This window comes from Sandaracinus amylolyticus (assembly GCF_021631985.1).
Lineage (GTDB): Bacteria > Myxococcota_A > Polyangia > Polyangiales > Sandaracinaceae > Sandaracinus > Sandaracinus amylolyticus_A.
The window spans coordinates 2,248,139-2,267,364 of sequence record NZ_CP070225.1 but is presented as its reverse complement, the minus strand read 5'-3'; the positions used below and the strand labels follow the sequence as shown (position 1 = coordinate 2,267,364).

General features: G+C 73.1%; 11 protein-coding genes. 7 read left to right on the top strand and 4 right to left on the bottom strand.

The genetic code is table 11. The annotated features are described in order from the left end of the window. Nucleotides 1-22 precede the first annotated feature (22 nt). The gene (locus I5071_RS09290; protein ID WP_236605054.1) at nt 23-967 is read right to left on the bottom strand and encodes an alpha/beta fold hydrolase; all 945 of its coding nucleotides are present in this window, start codon (nt 965-967) and stop codon (nt 23-25) included. A gap of 98 nt (nt 968-1,065) precedes the next feature. On the opposite strand from I5071_RS09290, the gene I5071_RS09285 reads away from it, so the two are divergent. The 5 genes from I5071_RS09285 to I5071_RS09265 all read left to right on the top strand — a co-directional run bounded on the left by I5071_RS09285 (nt 1,066) and on the right by I5071_RS09265 (nt 13,648). After that, nucleotides 1,066-3,621: a HEAT repeat domain-containing protein gene (locus tag I5071_RS09285; protein WP_236605053.1), complete on the top strand. Its 2,556-nt coding sequence runs from the start codon at nt 1,066-1,068 to the stop codon at nt 3,619-3,621. 2 nt (nt 3,622-3,623) lie between these two features. Continuing rightward, a complete protein-coding gene (locus tag I5071_RS09280; protein WP_236605052.1) occupies nt 3,624-6,782 on the top strand; it encodes a BamA/TamA family outer membrane protein in 3,159 nt (1,052 codons plus the stop codon). A gap of 1 nt (nt 6,783) precedes the next feature. Further along, nucleotides 6,784-11,535 carry a translocation/assembly module TamB domain-containing protein gene (locus tag I5071_RS09275; RefSeq protein ID WP_236605051.1) on the top strand — a complete coding sequence of 1,584 codons (4,752 nt, stop codon included), beginning with the start codon at nt 6,784-6,786 and terminating at the stop codon, nt 11,533-11,535. 646 nt (nt 11,536-12,181) lie between these two features. Continuing rightward, the gene (locus I5071_RS09270) at nt 12,182-13,156 is read left to right on the top strand and encodes an L-threonylcarbamoyladenylate synthase (RefSeq protein ID WP_236605050.1); all 975 of its coding nucleotides are present in this window, start codon (nt 12,182-12,184) and stop codon (nt 13,154-13,156) included. A 33-nt stretch (nt 13,157-13,189) separates the two neighbouring features. After that, nucleotides 13,190-13,648 (top strand): hypothetical protein, encoded by a 459-nt coding sequence (locus tag I5071_RS09265; protein ID WP_236605049.1) that lies wholly within the window; start codon nt 13,190-13,192, stop codon nt 13,646-13,648. Here I5071_RS09265 and I5071_RS09260 read toward each other — a convergent pair whose 3' ends face one another. From I5071_RS09260 to I5071_RS09250, 3 genes are read right to left on the bottom strand one after another with little or no spacing between them, the layout of a single operon-like run. Continuing rightward, nucleotides 13,649-15,040, bottom strand: coding sequence for an AgmX/PglI C-terminal domain-containing protein (locus tag I5071_RS09260; protein ID WP_236605048.1), 1,392 nt, complete (start codon nt 15,038-15,040; stop codon nt 13,649-13,651). It lies immediately after the preceding gene. 58 nt (nt 15,041-15,098) lie between these two features. Continuing rightward, nucleotides 15,099-16,547 (bottom strand): ABC1 kinase family protein, encoded by a 1,449-nt coding sequence (locus tag I5071_RS09255; protein WP_236605047.1) that lies wholly within the window; start codon nt 16,545-16,547, stop codon nt 15,099-15,101. Between the two features lie 33 nt (nt 16,548-16,580). Beyond that, nucleotides 16,581-17,021 (bottom strand): YbjN domain-containing protein, encoded by a 441-nt coding sequence (locus I5071_RS09250; protein WP_236605046.1) that lies wholly within the window; start codon nt 17,019-17,021, stop codon nt 16,581-16,583. A 111-nt stretch (nt 17,022-17,132) separates the two neighbouring features. Between I5071_RS09250 and I5071_RS09245 the strand changes: the two genes are divergently transcribed. Continuing rightward, nucleotides 17,133-18,068, top strand: coding sequence for a TRAP transporter TatT component family protein (locus I5071_RS09245; protein ID WP_236605045.1), 936 nt, complete (start codon nt 17,133-17,135; stop codon nt 18,066-18,068). A gap of 62 nt (nt 18,069-18,130) precedes the next feature. Next, a complete protein-coding gene (locus I5071_RS09240; RefSeq protein WP_236605044.1) occupies nt 18,131-19,171 on the top strand; it encodes a TRAP transporter substrate-binding protein in 1,041 nt (346 codons plus the stop codon). Nucleotides 19,172-19,226: the final 55 nt, after the last annotated feature.

The following is a 19,226-nucleotide window of genomic DNA, read 5'->3' as shown; positions in this document are numbered from 1 at the left end:
GCGCACGTGCTCGGTCGTTCGCTCACTCCTCCGCGACCGCCTCGACCCGCGACGTGCCCTGCCCGCCGATCTCCCAAGCCTGCGGCACCACCCGTCCCGTGAGCCACGCCTCGAGCATCGCGTTCACCGTCTCCGGCGCTTCCTGCTGCACCCAGTGCGAGACCTCGTGGATGTAGCGGACCGTCAGATCCGACACGAGATCCTCCGTGCCGAACGTGAGCTCCTTGCCGAGCGCGGCGTCCTCCTCGCCCCAGAGGAGCAGCGTCGGGGTGTCGATCACCCGCTGCGCGCCCTTCGCCGGCGAAGGATGACGGAGCGCGGCGCGGTACCAGTTGAGCATCGCGCGCAGCGCGCCCGGCTGCGCGGCGCTGTCGCGATAGACGTCGAGCACCTCCTCGGGGAAGCGCTTGCGATCGATCGCCATCGAGACGAACGCGCCCTTGATCGCGCGGTAGTCGCTGCGCGCGAGGTACCACTCGGCCACGTAGGGCAGCTGGAACAGGAACATGTACCAGCTGCGCGCGAGCTGGCGCGGGTTGTTGCGCAGCGCCCGGCGCATGAGCACGGGGTGCGGGATGTTCATCGCGACGAAGCGATCCACCGGGCGCACGCGGCGGCGCACGAACTCCCACGCGACCATGCCGCCCCAGTCGTGCGCGACGAGGAGCAGCTCGCGCGGCTTCGCCGCGTCGACCAGGCCCGCCACGTCGTCGAGCAGCGCCTCCATGCGATACGCGGCGACGTCCTGCGGCTTGTCGGTGCCGCCGTAGCCGCGCAGATCCGGCGCCCACACGCGATACCCGAGCCGCGCGAGGTGCGGGATCTGATCGCGCCACGAGAACCAGCTCTCCGGGAAGCCGTGGAGCAGCAGCGCGACGCGATCGCCTTCGCCCGCGGTGTGCACGCGGAAGCGGAGGCCGTTCGAGGGGACGTCGATCGCGGGGAAGCGAGTGAACGCGGGGTGCATGGCCCGCGAGCCTAGCAGTCGCCCTCGCCACCCACGACCGCGTGCCCATGTGAGGGCGGGTGTCGCGGGCGGCGTTCGGACGGGCGAGAGGCGCGCGCGTGCGGGCTCCCTCGCGCGCGAGGCGGCTCGCGCGCTACAACCGTCGCACGGTGCTCGGACGCCGCCGCTTCGCTCTCTTGCTCGCGCTCGCGGCGCTGCTCCACCTCGGCTTCGAGTGGGAGGGGCGCGCTGCTCGGCTGCGGCGTGCGCTCACGTCGGCCGAGCCGGCCGAGCGCATCGAAGCGGTGCGCGCGCTGGCGCGGCTCCCCGGCGACGAGGCGCACGACGCGCTGCTCGCCACGCTCGACGCTCCCGAGCGCGAGGTGCGCATCGAGACGGTGCACGCGGTCGGCGAGGCGCGCGTCCTCGCGGCGGTGCCGCGGCTGACCGAGTGGCTCGCCGATCCCGACGCCGATCTGCGCGCGGCGTCGGCCGAGGCGCTCGGCGCGATCGGCGATCCGAGCGCCCTGCCCGCGCTGGTGCGCGCGCTCGGCGATGCGCGCGCCGACGTGCGTCGCGCCGCGGTCGACGCGCTCGCGGCGATCGGCGGAGACGAAGCGATCGTCCCGCTGGTCGCGCGCCTCGACGATGGCGATCCCGACGTGCGCATCGCCGCGGTCCGAGCGCTCGTCGCGCTGCGCGATGGTCGCGCGATCGTCCCGCTGGTCGCGCGCGCCCGCGACGACGCGCCCGAGGTGCGCGCCGCCGTGGCCGCAGCGCTCGGCGATCTCGGCGATCCCCGCGGCATCGCGCCGCTGGTGCAAGCGCTCGACGACACCAGCGCCGACGTGCAGCTCGCGGCGATCGCCGCGCTCGCGCGCATCGGCGACGAGGACGCGGCGCACGCGCTCGCGCTGAGGGTGAGCGCGCCCGAGGAGCGCATCGCGCGGGCCTCGACCGCGGCGCTCGGTCGGCTCCCGAGCGAGCGCGCACGGGCGACGCTGATCGAAGCGCTGGCGCGCCCTGCCCTCGCACCGATCGCCGCGGAGGCGCTGCGCCAGCGCGCGGCGCGCGGCGACGAGCTGGTGGTGCCCGCGCTCGCCGACGCGCTCGACGCGGCCGAGGCACGATCGAGCGTCGACGCGCTCGCGCGCACGATGATCGAGCTCGCGCCCGACGTGTCGCTCGCGCCCGCTGCGCCGGCCCTGGTGCGCGCGCTGGAGGACGGTCGCGGCGACGCCGCGCGGGTGCTCGCAGCGCTCGGCGCGACCGGCAGCGACGACGCGCTGCTGCCGATCCTCGAGCGCCTGCGCGCCCCTGCGGCCGAGCTGCGCAGCGCCGCGATCGACGCGCTCGCGCGATGGACCGCGCTGCGCGGGCCCGACGGGCGCGCCGCGGATCCGCTGCTCGAGGCGTTCGAGCGTCCCGCCCCCGCGGCCGAGCGCGCGTCGATCGCGCGTCTGCTCGGCGCGATCGGCGCACCGCGCGCGCTGCCAGCGCTCCACCGCGCGCTCGAGGACGACGACGCGGTGCGTCTCGCCGCGGTCGAGGCGATCGGAGAGGTCGGCGCGCCCGAGGGCGCGTCGTCGTTGATCCCGCTCCTCGATGCGCCGGACGCGCGCGTGCGCCACGCCGCGGCGCGGGCGATCGGCGCGTCGGCGAACGACGACGTGATCGGCACGCTCGCGACGCGCGCGGCCGAGGCGACGCCGGTCGATCGCCAGGCGCTCTTGGTCGCGGTGGGCGCCGGCGCGCGAAGGCTGCGCGCGAACGGCGCGCTCGGCGAGGCATCGTCGGAGCACGTGCGCGCGTCGCTCCTCGAGCTCGCGCGATCGCCCGATCCCGAGCTCGCGTCGGCGGCCCTCGCCGCGATGCCGCCCGACGTCGCGCTCGAGCCCGCGCTCGTCGCGATCCTCGAGACCGCGGCGCCGGGCCGGCGCGCGCCGATCGTCGCGGCGCTCGCGTCGATCGACGCGCCCGATGCACGGCGCGCCGTGATCGAGGCCGCGCGTCGCGACGACGCGGCGGGCCTGGTCGCCCTCTCGCGCCTCGGCGAGCACGGCGATGCCGCGAGCCTCGCGTGGCTCGCCGGCGAGGCGTCCTCGATGCCGTGGCCGCGCTCGGCGGCGGCGTCGTTCGCGCTCGCGCGCTTCGCACGCCGGGGTCTGCTCACCGCCGAGCACGCGGAGCTGCCGTGCTCGCTCGCGCGCTCGCGCGACCCCTGGATCCGCGCGAACGCCGCGATCGCGCGCGCCGCGCTGGGCGCCGGCGCGTGCCCGGACGGCGCCGATCCGCTCGCGTGGCTCGCGCCCGGCCACGCCGCGGTGGTGCGCGCAGCGGCGGCGCGCTGGGCCCACGCCGCGGCGGAGCACGGCTCCATCGACGCAGCTCGGGCACGCGATGCGCTCGCTCGATGTGCGCGCGATCCGATCCCGAGCGCCGCGCGCGACGCCTGCCGCGCGCCCTCGCTGCCCGCGCCCGTCGATCGCGCGGACGTGATCGCGTGGAGCGCCGACGGTCGCGACGTGCTGCGCCGCGCGACGCTCGCGCTGCGTCTCCCCGACGGCAGCGTGATGGTCACGCGCACCGACGACCTCGGGCGCATCCAGCTCGACGGCGTGCCGCGCGGCGCGCTCGCCCTCGACCGGCCCGCCAGCCTGCCGCTCGAGCCCTGACGATGCGCGCCGCCCTGCAGCGACTCGCGCTCGGCTTCGTGCTGACGCTCTTCATCGCGGTGCCAGACGCGCGCGCCGACTCGTCGGAGTGGAACCTCCACCTCGATCCCGCGTTCGCGACACCCGCAGTCGGCTTGCTCGCGCCCGACGACGCCGGCCTGCGCGGCGCCGGTCTCTTCGTGTGGGGCGGCGTCGACTGGCAGCTCGCGGCGCCGTTCGCGCTCGAGCTGATCATCGGCGCCGGGCACATGTGGTCGCTCGGACCGCCCCGCATGCTCGCCGACGGCACCACGCAGGACATCCCCAGCGCGACGTTCGTGCACGGTGGGCTCGGCGGGCGCCTGCGCCTGCTCGACGACCGGAGCGGCTATCTCGATCAACCGGGTGGCAGCGCCGCGGGCAGCCTGTGGATCTCGGCGCACGTCGGCGCGATGGCGTGGCACGGGCCCGAGCTCGCGATCGATCTCGCGCTCGGCTACGAGCTCTCGCTGATGCGGCCCGTCTCCGCGGGTCTCTACGCGCGCGCCGTCCTCGGGCTCTTCGGCGAAGGCGCGCAGTCCGACGTCGATCTGATCCTCACGCTCGGCGTGTCGCTCTCGTTCGAGGTGACGGTCGGCGTGATCCCCAACGGTCGCTACGGCGTCTCCGACGTGCACGTCGAGGGGCTCGAGGATCTCGACGAAGCCGCGCTCCGCGCGTGCCTCGGGACGCGCGAGCGCGGCACGTTCGCGTTCGATCTCGGCGCCTCGACGTCGCTGCAGTGCGGCGAGCCGCCCTTCGACGGATCGCGCCTCCGCATCGAGCTCTTCTCGTGGCCGTGGACCGACTGGCCGCTCTTCGACGCCAGCGTGTTCGAGCGCGACATGCTCCGCGTGCAGCGCTGGCTCCGCGCGCGCGGCTACTACGAGGGCCGGGTCGTCGCGAGCCGCGTCGAGCCGGTCGAGGCGCTCGGCGAGGGCGGCGCGATCGCGGGACGCGAGCCCTCGTCGTGCGTCGCCGACGAGACGCGGGGCTGCGAGGTGCGCGTCTCGTTCACCGTCGACGAGGGCGAGCCGGTCCGCGTCGCGCGCGTGACGCTGCGCGGCGAGCGCGAGATCGAGGAGTCGCTGCGCCTGCGTCTTCGCGCGGCCCTCGAGCTGCGCCGCGACATGCCCTTCGACGAGGCGCTCTACGAGCGCACGAAGCGCGCGATGGTGCGCGTGCTCGCGGACAGCGGATACCCCGACGCGCGCGTCGAGGGCGAGGTGAAGCTCAACGCGACGCGCCACGAGGCGTACCTGCTCTTCCGCATCGAGACCGGACCGCGCGGCGTGCTCGGGCGCATCTGCGTGACCGGCTACGGCGAGCTGCCGCCCGGGCCGATCCTCGCGGCGACGTATCTCTCGCCGGGAGACGAGTTCCGACTGAGCGAGATCGAGGAAGCGCAGCGCGCGATCTTCGCGCTCGGCACGATGGGCTCGGTCGAGATCCGCCACACGACGCTCGAGGCGATGGAGGAGGAGCGCGAGGAGGCCGAGCGCGCCGCCGAGGAAGAAGCGAGGCCGCGCGACGATCAACCGAGCGAAGCGACGCCGGCCCCCGAGGCCGAGCCCGCGCCCGAGCCCGAGGCTGCGCCCGAGATCGAGCCCCAGCCCGAGACCGAGACCGCGCCCGAGACCGAGACCGCGCCCGAGACCGCCGCCGAGGCCCAGACCCAGGCCGAGACGGAGACCGAGGCCGAGGCCGACGTGATCACCTCGGCCGTCGAGGACACCGACACCGGGCTCAACGCGTCGCCCGACACGCCGGTGTCGCCGCCCTCGACGCCTTACTGCACCGACGCGCCGACCTCGGTGCCCGAGGGTGCGCGCGCGGTCGATCTCGAGATCCGCGTCTCCGCCGGTCGCCTCGAGCGCTTCGGTCTCGGCGTGGGCATCCAGGCCGGCGACACGCTCAGCTTCGGGACCCAGACCCAGGGCGGCGTCACCACCGTCAACCAGATCGCGCTGCAGCAGTGGGACATCCATCTCCTGCTCGTCGCGGAGTGGCGCAACCTGCTGGGCAACATGCTGCGGGTGCGCCTCGAGGAGCGACCGCGGCTCATCTTCCCCGCGCAGTTCCCGGGCTTCACCAGCGACGCCGGCGAAGGGCCCACGCTCGGCAATCGCATCGGCGTCACCGTGCGCTGGCCCGCGTTCATCGAGGCGCGCACCTCGCTCTTCGCGGGCCTCACCCACGACTACGGCCCGATCCCGCTGTGGGGCTTCTTCCGACACGAGCTCGACGGGCGCATCGGCCTCGAGCGCACGTTCTTCGACGGGCGCCTCTACGTCTCGAGCGCGATCCGCGGGAATCTCTTCGTGCCCGACGAAGGTCAGAATCTGCAGGAGGCGTCGCAACGCGAGACCACGCGCGTGCTCTTCCTCGAACAGATCGCGACCCTCGATCTGCGCGACGACCCGCGCAATCCGACGCTCGGCGCGTTCTTCTCCGTCGGCTTCCAGGAGGCGGGCGTCGCCGGCGTCTCGTCGTGGGACTACCTGCGAATCACCGCGGAGGGCCGCGGCTACGTCCCGCTCGGTCTCGGCATCGTGCTCGCCGCGCGCTTCGCGGTCGGCGCGATGTTCATCGGGGACACCTACGGCTTCGGCGACGTCGACACGATCTACGACCTCGACGAGCTCGGCCCGCTCTCGCAGCAGCTCCAGGGCGGCGGCTCGATCTCGAACCGCGGCTTCCCGCCGGGTCTCCTCGGCGACGTGCGGCGTCGCGAGATCAAGGTGCGCGGCGTGTACGTCCCGGGCGGGCCCCAGGATCGTCCGATCATCATCTCGGGCGGCACGTACCGCTGGGAGGGCTCGCTCGAGCTGCGCTTCCCGCTGACCACCGAGATCGGTCTCGTGCTCTTCAGCGACGTCGGCAACGTCTCGCGCGACGCGTTCGACTTCCAGGCGCTGAACCTCGCCTTCGGGCTCGGGCTCCGATACCGCACCATCGTCGGCCCGATCCGGTTCGACATCGCGTTCCGTCCCGACGCGCTGCAGTACGTCGGCGGCACCGACCCGCGCCGCTTCTGTCAGAGCGACGATCAGAACGACGGCTGCACGCCGATCCCCGACATCGACATCTTCGACGTGAGCTTCCCGGGCGCGATCCACCTCACGATCGGCGAGGCGTTCTGAGATGACGGAGGCGAGCAGCAACGCGCCTCCCCAGCGCTCGCTCTTCGTGCGGGCGCTGCGCCGCGCGCCGCTGGTCCTCCTGCGCGGGCTCGGCTGGACGCTCGTGCTCGTGCTCTGCCTGATCGTGAGCGCCGCGCTGCACTCGCTCACCGGTCGCATGCGCCTCGTCGCGCGCGAGCTCATCGAGCGGCTCGCGAGCGGCGCGCTGCGCGGCGACCTCGAGGTCGGCCGCATCGAGCAGCTCGACACCGATCGCATCATCGCGCGCGACGTGGTGCTGCGCGACCCCCAGGGCCGCGCGGTGATCCGCGTCGATCGCCTGCAGATCTGGCCGAATTACCGAGAGATCCTGTTCGGCGGACGCATCCACTTCCTCGCCGCGCGCGCCGACCACGTCGAGATCGAGCTCTACGTCTCGGGCGCCGAGGGCGAGACCGTGTCGCTGCTCGAGGCCTTCGAGCCGGCGAGCCCCGGGCCCGATCGCGGCGGCCCCGCGTCGGCGATCCCGATCGTCCTCGACGGCCTGCACGTGGTCGACGCCGACATCCGCGGCGATCTCCCCAACTACGAGAACCTGCACGTCGAGGGCGCGGAGGCGCGCGGCCGACTCGAGATCGCGCGCACGGTCGTGGTGAACGTGCACCACCTCGAGGGCCGCATGACCGGCCCCTACGGCGGCGTGACCCAGGTCGAGCACGCGACGCTCGATCTCGACACCGACTGGCGCGTCGGCATGCGCGCGTACATGCGCGCGCGCCGCGGCGAGGACACCGCACGCGCGCGGCTCTCGCTCACGCGCCCCGACGCGCCCGATCCCACGCTCCCCGGCCCCCAGGACGCGCCGATGCACATGGACCTCGAGGTCCACGTCGATCAGCTCGGCCTCGAGACGCTGCACGAGATGGGCATCCCCGGCACCGAGCAGCTCGCGGGCAGGATGCGCGGCGACGCGCGCATGCAGGGCCCGGTCGAGGATCTGCGCTTCGATGCGTGGATCACCCACGACGCCGGGCCGCTCACGGTGCACGGGCGCATCGCGACCGAGCAGGACTTCGAGGTCGATCTCGAGACGTACGACTTCGATCTCCAGGAGCTCGTGCCGGCGGCGCCGCCGATCGCGATCGGCGGCACGATGCGCCTCGACGTCGCGCGCGATCCCGAGGCGCCGCAGCGGGCGCGCTTCCGCGTCACCGCGCGCCCGCTCGAGGTCGCCGGGATCTTCGTGCCCGCGTTCGAGAGCGAGGGCGCGATCGAGGCCGACGCGGTCGTGATCGATCGCGTCGAGGCGCCGCACCTCGGCGGCGTGATCGAGGGGCGCGGACGCGTGGGCTTCGACGGGAGCCTCGACGTGCACGCGAGGATCGACGTCGAGGATCTCGGCGGCGATCCCAACGTCGCCGACTTCGTGCCCGGGCTGCACGGCGCGGCCGAGGGCACGCTCGACGTCGAGTCGGGCCCGGGCGGCACCGATCTCGCGCTCACGACGCAGCTGCGCCTGCGCGGCTTCCGCTATCGCACGGTGCGCGCGGGCAGCCTCGTGGTGCGAGGCCGCGCCCGCGGCGAGCTCGCGCGACCGATCGCGCACTTCGACGTCGACGGTCAGGGCGTGGCGATCGCGGGGCGCGACCTCGGCACCGTCGACGCGCGGATCGACGGAGGCCCGAGCGAGTACGTGCTGCAGTGGAGCTCGCGCGGGCGCGACGTGCGCGCGCTCGACGTCGACGCGCGCGTTCATCGCCACGGCGATCGCTGGGAGATCCACGTGCCCGACGCCGCGCTCGACGTGGGCCTCGGCCCGATGCGCGGCGCGATCGGCACGGTGCGCATCGATCCCGGCGCGGTGTCGATCCAAGGCGCGGAGATCGAGGGCAGCGGGCAGCGCCTCGCGGGCGAAGCGCGCATCGCGACCGGAGGCGGGCCGAGCACCGCGAGCGTCGACGTCGCAGGGCTCGATCTCGAGCGCGTCGGCGCGCTGGTGGGCGGCGGGCTCGAGTCGCTGCGCGGCACCGCGAGCGGCCACCTCGAGCTCGAGGGCCCGCTGCGCGATCCCGACGTGACGCTGCGCGGGCGCGTCGAGGACCTGAGCTGGGATCGCGTGCGCAACGCGGACATCGCGTACGACCTCGGGTACTCGGACGGCGTGCTCACGACGAACGTGCAGGGCGACTTCGGCACCCGCGGCACGCTGGGCGTCGAGGGCCCGATCGCGGTGCCCTTCGCCGCGCTCACCGATCCCGATCGCTTCGCGCGCGAGGCGGAGTTCGGGCTGAACGTCTACGCCGGTCACCTCAACCTCGCGTTCCTCACGCCCTTCCTCGGCGAGCAGCTGCAGGCGCTCGGCATCACCGGCCGCATCGGTGGCGACGTGCGCATCGGAGGCACCGTCGCCGAGCCGCGCATCGATCCCGGCGTGATCATCCTCGATCGCTTCGCGCTGCCCGGTTGGTCGGAGCTGCGCGCCAAGATCCACCTCGCGCTGGTCGGCGATCAGCTCACGGTGCAGCGCGTGTGGCTCGCGGACACGACCGGCGAGCTCGCGATGGCCGAGGCCCAGATCCCGATCTCGATGGACGATCCGCCCGCGGATCTGCCGGCGTTCCTGCGCACGCTGAGCCAGCAGCCCTGGAGCTTCGCCGCGCGCATCGCACCGCGTCTGCTCTCGAGCTGGCCGCGCCCGCTGCAGCGCCGCGTGCCCGAGGGTGTCGTGGGCGCGCTCGCGCTCTCGGCGGCGGGCGGAGACGGACAGCCCGCGCGCGCCGAGATCACCGGCACGATGGAGTGGGTCGAGGCGCCGCTCGAAGATCCGTGCGCGCGCGATCTGCGACCGATCGTGCAGCTCCAGGGCACGCTGCACGAGGGCACGACGCGCGTCGATCTCAGCGGGTTCAGCCAGGGCCGGATGATCGCGTTCGGGCGCGCCGAGGCGGAGACGCCGCTCGACGACTGGCTCGCGAACGGGGCCTTCACGTTGCCCCATCCCGATCTGCTCGTGCAGCTCCTCGACATGCCGCTCGAGCACGTGCCGTGGACCTGCGGTCGCGCGTCGGGCGTCGCGACGGCCGAAGTGATCGTGCAGGACGTGCTCGGCGACTCGCCGCAGCTCGATGCGCGCCTCGAGATCACCCAGCTGCGCGTCGCGCACGGCGACGACGGCGGCCAGGGCACGATGCCGTACCACGTGCTCGCGGCAGCGCGGGTCGGGGGCACCTCGGAGGAGGAGCGCGCCGAGGCCTGCGCGATCATCGCGGCGCAGGGTCAGCTCACGACGCCGTTCGCCGAGTGCAGCTCGACCGAGCTGCCCGAGGACACCGAGGTCGTGCTGCGCGGCTCGGTGCCGCTGCGCTTCTCGATCGGCAGCTTCATCCCCGAGGTCCTGCTCGATCGCGATCTCGATCTCACGATGCTCATGGCGGACGCGCACCTCGAGCCGGTGCTCGCGCTGATCCCGCAGATCGCGGAGTCGGACGTGATCGCCGACGGACGGCTGATCGCGAGCGGCCCGTGGGAGACGCTGGAGGTCGCGGGCGGCGTCTCGCTGCGCGAAGGACGCGTGCGCGTGGTGCCGCTCGGACAGCACCTCGTCGACGTGCACGGCGCGCTGCGGTTCGCGGGTGATCGCGTGACGATCCCCGCGGGCGAGGCGCTCTTCGCGCGCGATGGAGAGGGCACCGTCGAGGTCTCGGGCGAGATCGGGCTGCGAGGATTGATCCCGACCTACGCGTACCTCGACGTGCAGCCCGATCAGTTCCCGGTGCGCCGCGAGGGCGCGGTGCTCGCGACGATCTCCGGACGCGGCGACACGCGCGTGACGATCGAGAGCGACGGGCTCGAGGGCACGGTGACGACCGAGGGCCTGACGATCCGACTGCCGGAGCAGATGGCGGGCAGCGTGCAATCGCTCGAGGAGCACCCCGACATCCTCGTGATCGGCACCCAGGCGCGCGAGCTCGGGATGGACGAGGGACCGGGCTATCCGGTGCACCTCTACGTCGACGCGAGCGATCCGTTCTGGGTGCGGCGCAACGACTTCGCGGTGCAGGTCAGCGCGCAGCTCGACGTGCGCTATCTCGATCCGAACCTCTACGTCGGCGGCATCGCGAACCTCGAGCGCGGCTACTTCGAGGTGTTCGGCAAGCGCTTCGAGGTGCAGGGCGGATCGCTGGTGTTCGGCGGCACCGAGGAGCTCGATCCGCAGGTCGATCTCGTCGCGGTCTACGAGCTCCCGGGCGGCGGCGGCGCGACGATCACGGTCACCGCGGGCGGCACGCTGAGCAACCTGAGCATCGACTTCTCGTCGACCGAGACCAGCGATCAGGGCGAGATCATCGCGCTGCTGGTGAGCGGTCGCCGCACGCTCGGCGAGGACAGCGGCGCGCAGACGCAGGCGGCGACCGAGCAGGCGGCGCGCGTCGTGACGGGGATCGCGGCGGGCATCCTCACGCTCGGCCTGCGCGAGCAGTTCGGCGACGCGTTCCCGCTCATCGCGATCGAGACCGGCGCGAACCTCGGCGACACGCGCATCCGCGCGGGCTTCAACGCGGACGCGATCATCCCCGACGCGATCCGCGACGTGGTGCTCGGCGCGTACGTCGAGGGCTTCGTCACGACGAGCGCGGGCAACCAGGCGGGCGGCGGCACCGGCGGCGTCGGCGGCGGCGTGAACATCGAGCTGCAGTTCCCGTTCGACCTCGTCGGGAGCGGGACGTACGTGCCGCCGACGTCGTGGGGGCTCGATCTGGTGTGGGAGCCGTAGCGAGAAGGCTCCGGTGTGAGGCCGGACCCACCACCCCACGCCCGGTACGCCCGGTACCGCGGTTCTGCGCGGGACGGCGACGCAGGGCGAGCACCACCGCGACGAGGCGGTCGCCGGAGGTCCAGACCATCGGCCGCCACCACGGCGAGGCCGGTCGCGCACTCCGAACCATTCGCGACCACCGCGACGAGGCGGTCGCGAGCCTCCGAACCACTCGCGACCACCGCGACGAGGCGGTCGCCGGAGGTCCAGACCGTCGACGACCACCGCGGCGAGGCGGTCGTCCGTGGTCTGGTGGCCCGAGACCGCCGAGGCGAGGTGGTCGCCGGTGGTTGGACCCCTCGCCGACCACCCCGACGAGGTGGTCGCTCGTGGTTGAGACCATCGCGCACCACCCCGGCGCGGCGATCGCCGGTGGTCTGGTCGCCCCGAGCACCGCGACGAGGCGCTCCGGAGTGGTCCAGACCCTCGACGCCCACCGACGGCGCCGATCCGATGGTTTCTCATGGCAATTCGATGCCACCCGACCAACGACCAGCCCGGAACGGGGACACGGACGCGGACGCCGACACGGACGCGGACGCCGACACGGACGCGGACCCCGCCCCTGGCTCCCTCTCTCTCCCCGTGTCACCAGCCCCGTGCCGTGGCCCTCCCCGTCGACGTCGACACCGCCGCGACGCTGCTCCGCGAGGGCAAGCTCGTCGCGATCCCCACCGAGACCGTCTACGGCCTCGGCGCCGATGCCGAGCAGCCCGATGCGGTCGCGCGCATCTTCGCCGCGAAGGGGCGGCCCACCTCGCATCCGCTGATCGTCCACCTGCGCTCCGCCGACGCGCTCGACGAGGGCTGGGCCGCGAACGTTCCGCCCGCCGCGCGACGCCTCGCCGACGTGCTCTGGCCCGGTCCGCTCACGCTGATCCTGCAGCGCGGCCCCCGCGCCCTCGACGCGGTCACCGGTGGCCTCTCCACCGTCGGCCTCCGCGTCCCCGCGCACCCGCTCGCACGCGCGCTGCTCGATCGCGTCGCCGGCATCGCCGCGCCCTCCGCGAACCGCTTCGGCTCGGTCAGCCCGACCACCGCCGAGCACGTGCAGCGCGATCTCGGCGATCGCATCGACGCCGTGCTCGACGGCGGTCCCTGCGAGGTCGGCATCGAGTCCACCATCGTCGACGTCTCGACCGGCGTGCCTCGCATCCTCCGTCCCGGCGGCATCTCGCGCGAAGCGCTCGAGGAGATCCTCGGCGCACCCGTGCCGATGGCGGGCGAGGACGCACCGCGCGCCCCCGGGATGCTCGCGTCGCACTACGCGCCTCGCGCGAAGGTGATCGCCGTCGCGCCGAGCGACGCGTCACGACGCGCCCACGAGCTCGCGCGCGAAGCCTCGACCCTCATCGCGCTCCTCGCGCCGCCCACCCTCGCCCTCGACCTGCCCGACTCCGTCGAGCGCATCGACGTGCCCGCCGATCCGCGCGACCGCGCGCGCACCCTCTACCAGAGCCTCCGCGCGATCGACGAGCGCGGCTTCGAGCGCGCGATCGTGGTGCTCCCCGACGACGAGCGCGGCCTCGGCCTCGCGATCGCCGATCGACTGCGCAAGGCCGGCGCGCCGAAGGACTGACCCGGCTCGCGTCCGGCGTTACCCTACGCGGGCATGTCCGAGCTCCACTTCGAGGAGAACAGGTTCCCGCTCGTCACCCTGCGCTGCCCGAGCGCGTTCGATCTGCGCGCTGCCGAGGCGCTCCAGAGCGGGCTCGAGCGCCTCTTCGCGCGGCGCCAGAAGTTCGTGCTCGTCTGCGACATCAGGCCGGTCTCGCGCGTGCCCGACGCCGTGGTGCGCAAGCGCCTCGCCGACGTGATGAACCTGCCCCGTGTGCGCGAAGGCCAGTCGCAATTCCAGGTCGGCTCCGCGAACGTCGTCGACTCCGCGCCGCTGCGCGCCGCGCTCACCGCGCTGCTCTGGCTGTGGACCCCGCCCACGCCGATGGGCACCTTCGCCGGCGTCGCCGAAGCAGAGCGCTGGGCGATCGAGCGCCTCCGCGCCGCCGGCGTCGACGTGCCCCCCTCGCTGCTCGCCGGCGAGCCGCCCGCCCGCCGCGGCGCGGCTCGCTGATCATCCCTGCGGCGCGAACACGAACGGGAACGACACACTCGCCGGTCCGTCCTCGGGCCCGCTCGGCAGCCGCACCGCGCGTACCGCGCGCTCCACGCACCCGTGGAACGAGTCGTCGCCGATCGATCCCTCCCGCACGTGCACGTCGCTCAGCGTGCCCACGCGCTCGACCTGCACGTCGACGTCGATGCGCCCCGCGAGCGTCGGCTCGTCCCGCAGCGCGCGCTCGTAACACGCGCGCACGGCGCCCATCCGACCGCGCATCGCGCGCGCGAGCTCGCGCGGATCGAAGCCCGGCCGCGGCCCGTCGTCCTCGATCGGCTGGGCGACGACCTGCACGCGCCGCTCTTCCATCGGCGCGCCATCGCCCTCGCGCACCGGACCGACCCGATGCACCGCGATGTCGCCGCACCCCTCGCACCCACGCGCGAGCGCCTCGATCCCGCCGCCCTCGCGCATCGCCGGCACGTCTCCGGCGCGCGGCGCGAGCCCCGCGTGCTCCTCGCCGCGCACCAGGCCCATCACTTCGGACTCCGAAGCGATCGGCGCGCCGTCGCGCAGCAGATCGCGCATCGCGCCACCCTCGCCGATCGCACCGAGCGTCGCATCGATCTGCGTCGCGATCTCCGCGCGCATCGCCTCGAGCGACTCGCGCGACGGCGCGCTCGGCCGCGGCGCGCGCGGCGTGGGGCTCGACGGGCTCGCGGTCTCGGCCTCGCCCTCGCTCACGTCGTCGCTGGGCGTCACGTCGCGCGCATCGGCCACCGCGTCGATCACCGTCGGAGGAAGCTCGGGCTCGTCGAACACGATCATCGCGATCCGCTCCGCGTCGAGCCCGCTCGGCGCCGGCCAGTCGCGCTCCGCGAGCACCGTCACCACCGTCGCGTGCAGCACCAGCGAGGCCACGGCGATCGCGGTGAAGCGCTCGTCGAGCCCGAGCGCACCGACGACCGATCGCGGCAGCGGCGCACGTCGCGGCTGGGGCGGCCGCGGCGCCATCTCGATCAGCACCTCGATCGAGTCCCCGAGCACCAGCCGCGCCCGCGCGCCGTGCTCGATCACGACGCGCCGCGCCTCGCCCTCGAGCGCGATCACCTCGCCCCGCCACGACACCCGCCCCGTGATCTGCGCATCGCCGACGATCGCGTGCGCACCCTCGTCCCACGCGATCAGCGGCGCGACCTCGTGCGCCGCGCTCGCCACCACCACGTCCGCGCGCTCGGTGCGTCCCCACGTGAGCGCGTCACCGGGCGCGACCCATCGCTGCTCCACGATCGTGCGATCGCGGACGATCGCGACGCGTGCCCACGTCTCGCCTGGAACGCTCGCGCGCACCGCGCGCATCGCCGCCGTCATCGCGCCGGGAAGCCGCGACGGAGAGGTCTCACCCATCTCGATCACCTCGTGGTCGGCGGACGGACAGCGCGCGCGACCGGAGGTTCCCGCGCCGCTATTCGTCGCTCGGCGGAGGCTCCGAGGGCTCGCGCTCGCCACCCTGCTCTTCGCGGCGACGCTTCTCCAGGAGCGGCATCACGTACGGATAGCCGACCTGCATCGCGTCCACGTCGGGATCGAGCTGCCCCACGAGCCAGAACGCCAGCACCGCCGCGCGCTCCACGTAGAACCAGCCCTCCGGGTACTCCACGCTCCGCATCAGCTCGCGCAGCTCTTCGCGCGCGACCTCGGGATCGACGAGCGTCTCGAGCTCCTTCACGTTCGCGCGCATCAGCGCGCCCGGCGTGCGCTGCTTCACGCGCAGCAGCTTCTCGAAGTACGTGTAGACCGTCTTCGCGAGCAGCTCGTGGTTCGCCTCGCGGCTCGCGAACCCCATCTGGTAGAAGCCCTTCAGGAGCTTCGGCCCGTCGCCCTCGAGCAGACCGCCGATCACGTCGATCATCCCGTCGACGAGATCGTCCTTCACGTCGCTCACCGCGCCGAAGTCGAGCACCACGATCTTCGGCCTGCGCGGCGTGCGCCCCTTCTGCACGAGGAAGTTCCCGGGGTGCGGGTCCGCGTGGAAGAAGCGATCGACGAAGATCATCTTGTACGTCGCCTCGACGAAGCGCGTCGCGACCGCGCTCGGATCGATCCCCTCGGCGCGCAGCGCGTCGACCTGGTTGATCTTGATCCCGTCCATGAAGCTCATGGTCAGCACGTCGCGCGTCGTCAGCTCGTGCACGACCTCGGGGAACAAGATGTCCTTCTCGCGCGCGAAGTTCGCGGCCATGCGCTCCATCGCGCGCGCCTCGTGCAGGTAGTCGGTCTCGCGCGCGAGCAGATCGAGCAGCGACGCGTGCACGCGGTCGAGCCCCACGACCGGCACGAACTGCTTGTAGACCTGCACCGCGAGCCAGATGACCTTCATGTCGATCCGGATCACGTCGCGGATGCCGGGATAGAGCACCTTCACCGCGACCTTCCGGCCCTCGGTCTCGCCCTCGCCCGGCTTCATCCACGCGACGTGCACCTGACCGAGCGACGCCGCCGCGAGCGGCGCCGCGTCGATGCGCGCGAAGCACTCCTCCGGCGTGCGCCCGAGGCTCTCGACGAACGCGCTGCGGATCTCCTGGAAGTCGCGGGGAGGGACCTTGTCCTGCAGCCGCTCGAGCTCCTTCGTGTACACGCGCGGCAGGAACCCGCCGGTGATCGAGAGCACCTGGCCGAGCTTGATGAAGACGCCGCGCAGCCGGACCATGCCCTCGTAGAGGCGCTTCGCGTTCTTCGCGTCGAGCCGCTTGCGCCGCTCGTGCAGCCACGCGGGCACGCGCCGCGTCTCGCGCCCGTTCGTGTCGCGCACGTCCTCGCCGAGCAGCGACGTGAGCGCGAGCTGGCTCATGTAGCTCAGGAAGATCAGCCCGAAGACCCAGAGGGCGCGGACGAGTCGGATCGCGAGGCTCATCGCTGGTCGTGATTGCGTGAGGCGAGCCCGCGATCAGACGCCGCTGCGTCCCATCGCGTCCGAGCTCGCGCACAGCTTGCGCAGCTCGTCGTAGTGCCGGTCGGCATAATACGAGAGCACGTCGAGCGCGTCGTCGAACTCGCTGCGATCGAGCTCCGCCACCGCGTACTCGACCGAGAGCACGACGTCGAGGTCGTCGTCGATCGAGAACTTCGCCATCAAGAGGCTCTGGTTCAGCTCGAGCAGGCGCGCATAGAGCTTGCCCGCCATCGCGGCGTCCGAGGGCGAGCGCAGGTACGGCACGATCGCGAACACCACGAAGCCCGCGGGATCGATCCGCACGAAGAACGGGAAGCTCGCGTTCTTTCCCTGGAAGAGGCTGCGAAACGTGTCGTCGGCGATGCGGTGACACGGCCAACCGCCCTCCTCGAGGATCGCGCGGATCGTGTCCGGGCCGAGGCGAACGCGGGCCATCCGCCCCGACCTTATGGGATGCGCACGCTGCCCACAAGGTGGACGGAGGCGCCGTTGACACCGCGAGAATTCCTTTGGTATCCGGGACCTCCGATGGAACGGAGGGGGCTCATGGTGCAGCACAGGTCCGGTGTCGCGCTCGGTGTGGTGGCGGCGCTCGTGGGGATCGCGAGCGTCGGGTGCGGCGGCGGCGGACGCACCGCCGCGTGGGAGGAGACGACCGCCGAAGGCGCGCAGCCGGTCTCGGCCGAGCAGCAATCCCAGAAGGATCAGCTCGTCGCGACCGGCGACGCGGCATGGGAGCAGCGCCAGGAGGAGGCGCAGCTACGCGCGGCGATCGACGCGTGGACGCAGGCGCTCGAGCTCGATCCCACGGACTGGCAGCTCTGGCACCGCCTCGCGCGCGCGCAGTACTTCCTCGCGGACGGCCACCTCGCGTTCCGCGATCAGGGCGAGACGCTCGATCCCGACGCGACGGCGATGTACCAGGCGTCGGTCACCTCGGCGGAGCGCTCGCTCCAGGCGCTCTCGCCCGCGTTCGCCGAGCGCATGCGCGCCGGTGAGCGCGTCGATCAGGCGCTCGCGGTCCTCGACGCGCAGGCGGTGCCCGCCCTCTACTGGCGCAGCGCCGCGCTCGGCAAGTGGGCGCGCCGCGACGGCTTCGCGACGCTCCTCGCCTACAAGGACGAGATCCGCGCGATCATGACCCGCGTGCTCGAGCTCGATCGCGAGTTCTTCTTCGCGGGCCCGGATCGCTACTTCGGCGCGTTCTTCGCGGTCGCGCCGACCTACGCGGGCGGCGATCTCGAGCGCTCGCGGCAGCACTTCGACTACTCGATCTCGCGCTTCCCCGGGTACTTCGGCAGCCACGTGCTCTACGCGGTCGAGTACGCGGTGAAGGCGCAGGACCGCGCGCTCTTCGAGCGCGAGCTGCGCTTCGTGATCGACGGCGATCCGAACATGCTCCCCGAGGCGCGCGCGGAGAACCTCGCCGAGCAGCGCAAGGCTCAGGAAGCGCTGGCGCGCGCGGACTCGCTCTTCGAGTGAGGCGCGCTGAATCCGGGTCCACGGGCCTGCGTCGTTCACCAGATCACCGAGAGGTGCGCGCCATGACTCGCAAGAAGCTCGCGATCACGCTGACCACGCTCTCCCTCGTGCTCAGCGCGTTCTTCGTCACCCTCGCGCCTCGCGAGGAGGCCCACGCGCAGGAGGCTGCGGCGCCGGAGGCGATCCAGATGCGGATCGGCACCGTCGCACCCGAGGGCACGCCCTGGGAGAAACAGCTGCGCTCGCTGAAGACCCACATCGAGTCGCAGAGCGGCGGGCGCATCAAGGTGCGCCTCTTCATGGGTGGCTCGCTCGGCGGCGAGAAGGCGCTGGTGCGCCGCGTCTCGCAGGGCTCGCTCGAGGCGTTCGGCGGATCGACCGCGGCGCTCGGCTCGGTCGTGCCCGAGCTGAACGTGATCGAGTCGCCCTACCTCTTCGACACCGCCGAGCAGGCGGATCGTGCGCTCGACGCGGCGCCGGTGCGCGAGCAGGTCGGCCGGCTGGTGTCGGCGAAGGGCTTCACGTTCGCGCTGTGGGCGGAGAACGGCTTCCGCTCGTGGTTCACGCGCGAGCGCCCGATCCGACAGCCCGCGGATCTCCGCGGCCTGCGCATGCGCTCGCAGGAGTCGCGCGTGCACATCGCGACCTACGAGGCGTTCGGCGCGACACCGAACCCGATCGACGTGACGAACGTGCTGACGTCGCTGCAGACCGGCGTCGTCGACGGCTTCGACAACACGCCGCTCTTCGCGTTCGCGACGTCGTGGTACCAGGCCGCGCGCCACCTCAACCTGAGCGAGCAGAGCTACCAGCCGGGCGTCGTCGTGTACTCGCAGACGTGGTTCAACGGGCTGCCCGCCGACCTCAAGCAGATGCTCGGCAACCTGCCCACGACGCTGACGACCGATGGCCGCGCGGCGGTGCGCCGGATGGACCCGATCCTGATCCAGAACCTGCAGCGCTACGGCATCGACGTGCACCGGCCGACGCCCGAGGAGCGCGCGGCGTTCGCGGCGATCGGCAGGCCGGTGCAGGATCGCGTCGCCGAGGGCGCGGGCGCGCGCAACCTGCTCAAGGCGCTGCGCAGCGGTCGCGGTCCGTGACGAACGATCGTTTGAGCTCCAACGAAACGAGGGCGCCGCAGGGCGCCCTCGTTCG

What these genes read in the sequence shown, in the direction of transcription:
- I5071_RS09290 (WP_236605054.1), bottom strand. Translation starts at nt 967, where the DNA reads ATGCACCCCGCGTTCACTCGCTTCCCCGCGATCGACGTCCCCTCGAAC.
- I5071_RS09240 (WP_236605044.1), top strand. Translation starts at nt 18,131, where the DNA reads ATGACTCGCAAGAAGCTCGCGATCACGCTGACCACGCTCTCCCTCGTG.
- I5071_RS09260 (WP_236605048.1), bottom strand. Translation starts at nt 15,040, where the DNA reads ATGGGTGAGACCTCTCCGTCGCGGCTTCCCGGCGCGATGACGGCGGCG.
- I5071_RS09265 (WP_236605049.1), top strand. Translation starts at nt 13,190, where the DNA reads ATGTCCGAGCTCCACTTCGAGGAGAACAGGTTCCCGCTCGTCACCCTG.
- I5071_RS09280 (WP_236605052.1), top strand. Translation starts at nt 3,624, where the DNA reads ATGCGCGCCGCCCTGCAGCGACTCGCGCTCGGCTTCGTGCTGACGCTC.
- I5071_RS09245 (WP_236605045.1), top strand. Translation starts at nt 17,133, where the DNA reads ATGGTGCAGCACAGGTCCGGTGTCGCGCTCGGTGTGGTGGCGGCGCTC.
- I5071_RS09250 (WP_236605046.1), bottom strand. Translation starts at nt 17,021, where the DNA reads ATGGCCCGCGTTCGCCTCGGCCCGGACACGATCCGCGCGATCCTCGAG.
- I5071_RS09255 (WP_236605047.1), bottom strand. Translation starts at nt 16,547, where the DNA reads ATGAGCCTCGCGATCCGACTCGTCCGCGCCCTCTGGGTCTTCGGGCTG.
- I5071_RS09275 (WP_236605051.1), top strand. Translation starts at nt 6,784, where the DNA reads ATGACGGAGGCGAGCAGCAACGCGCCTCCCCAGCGCTCGCTCTTCGTG.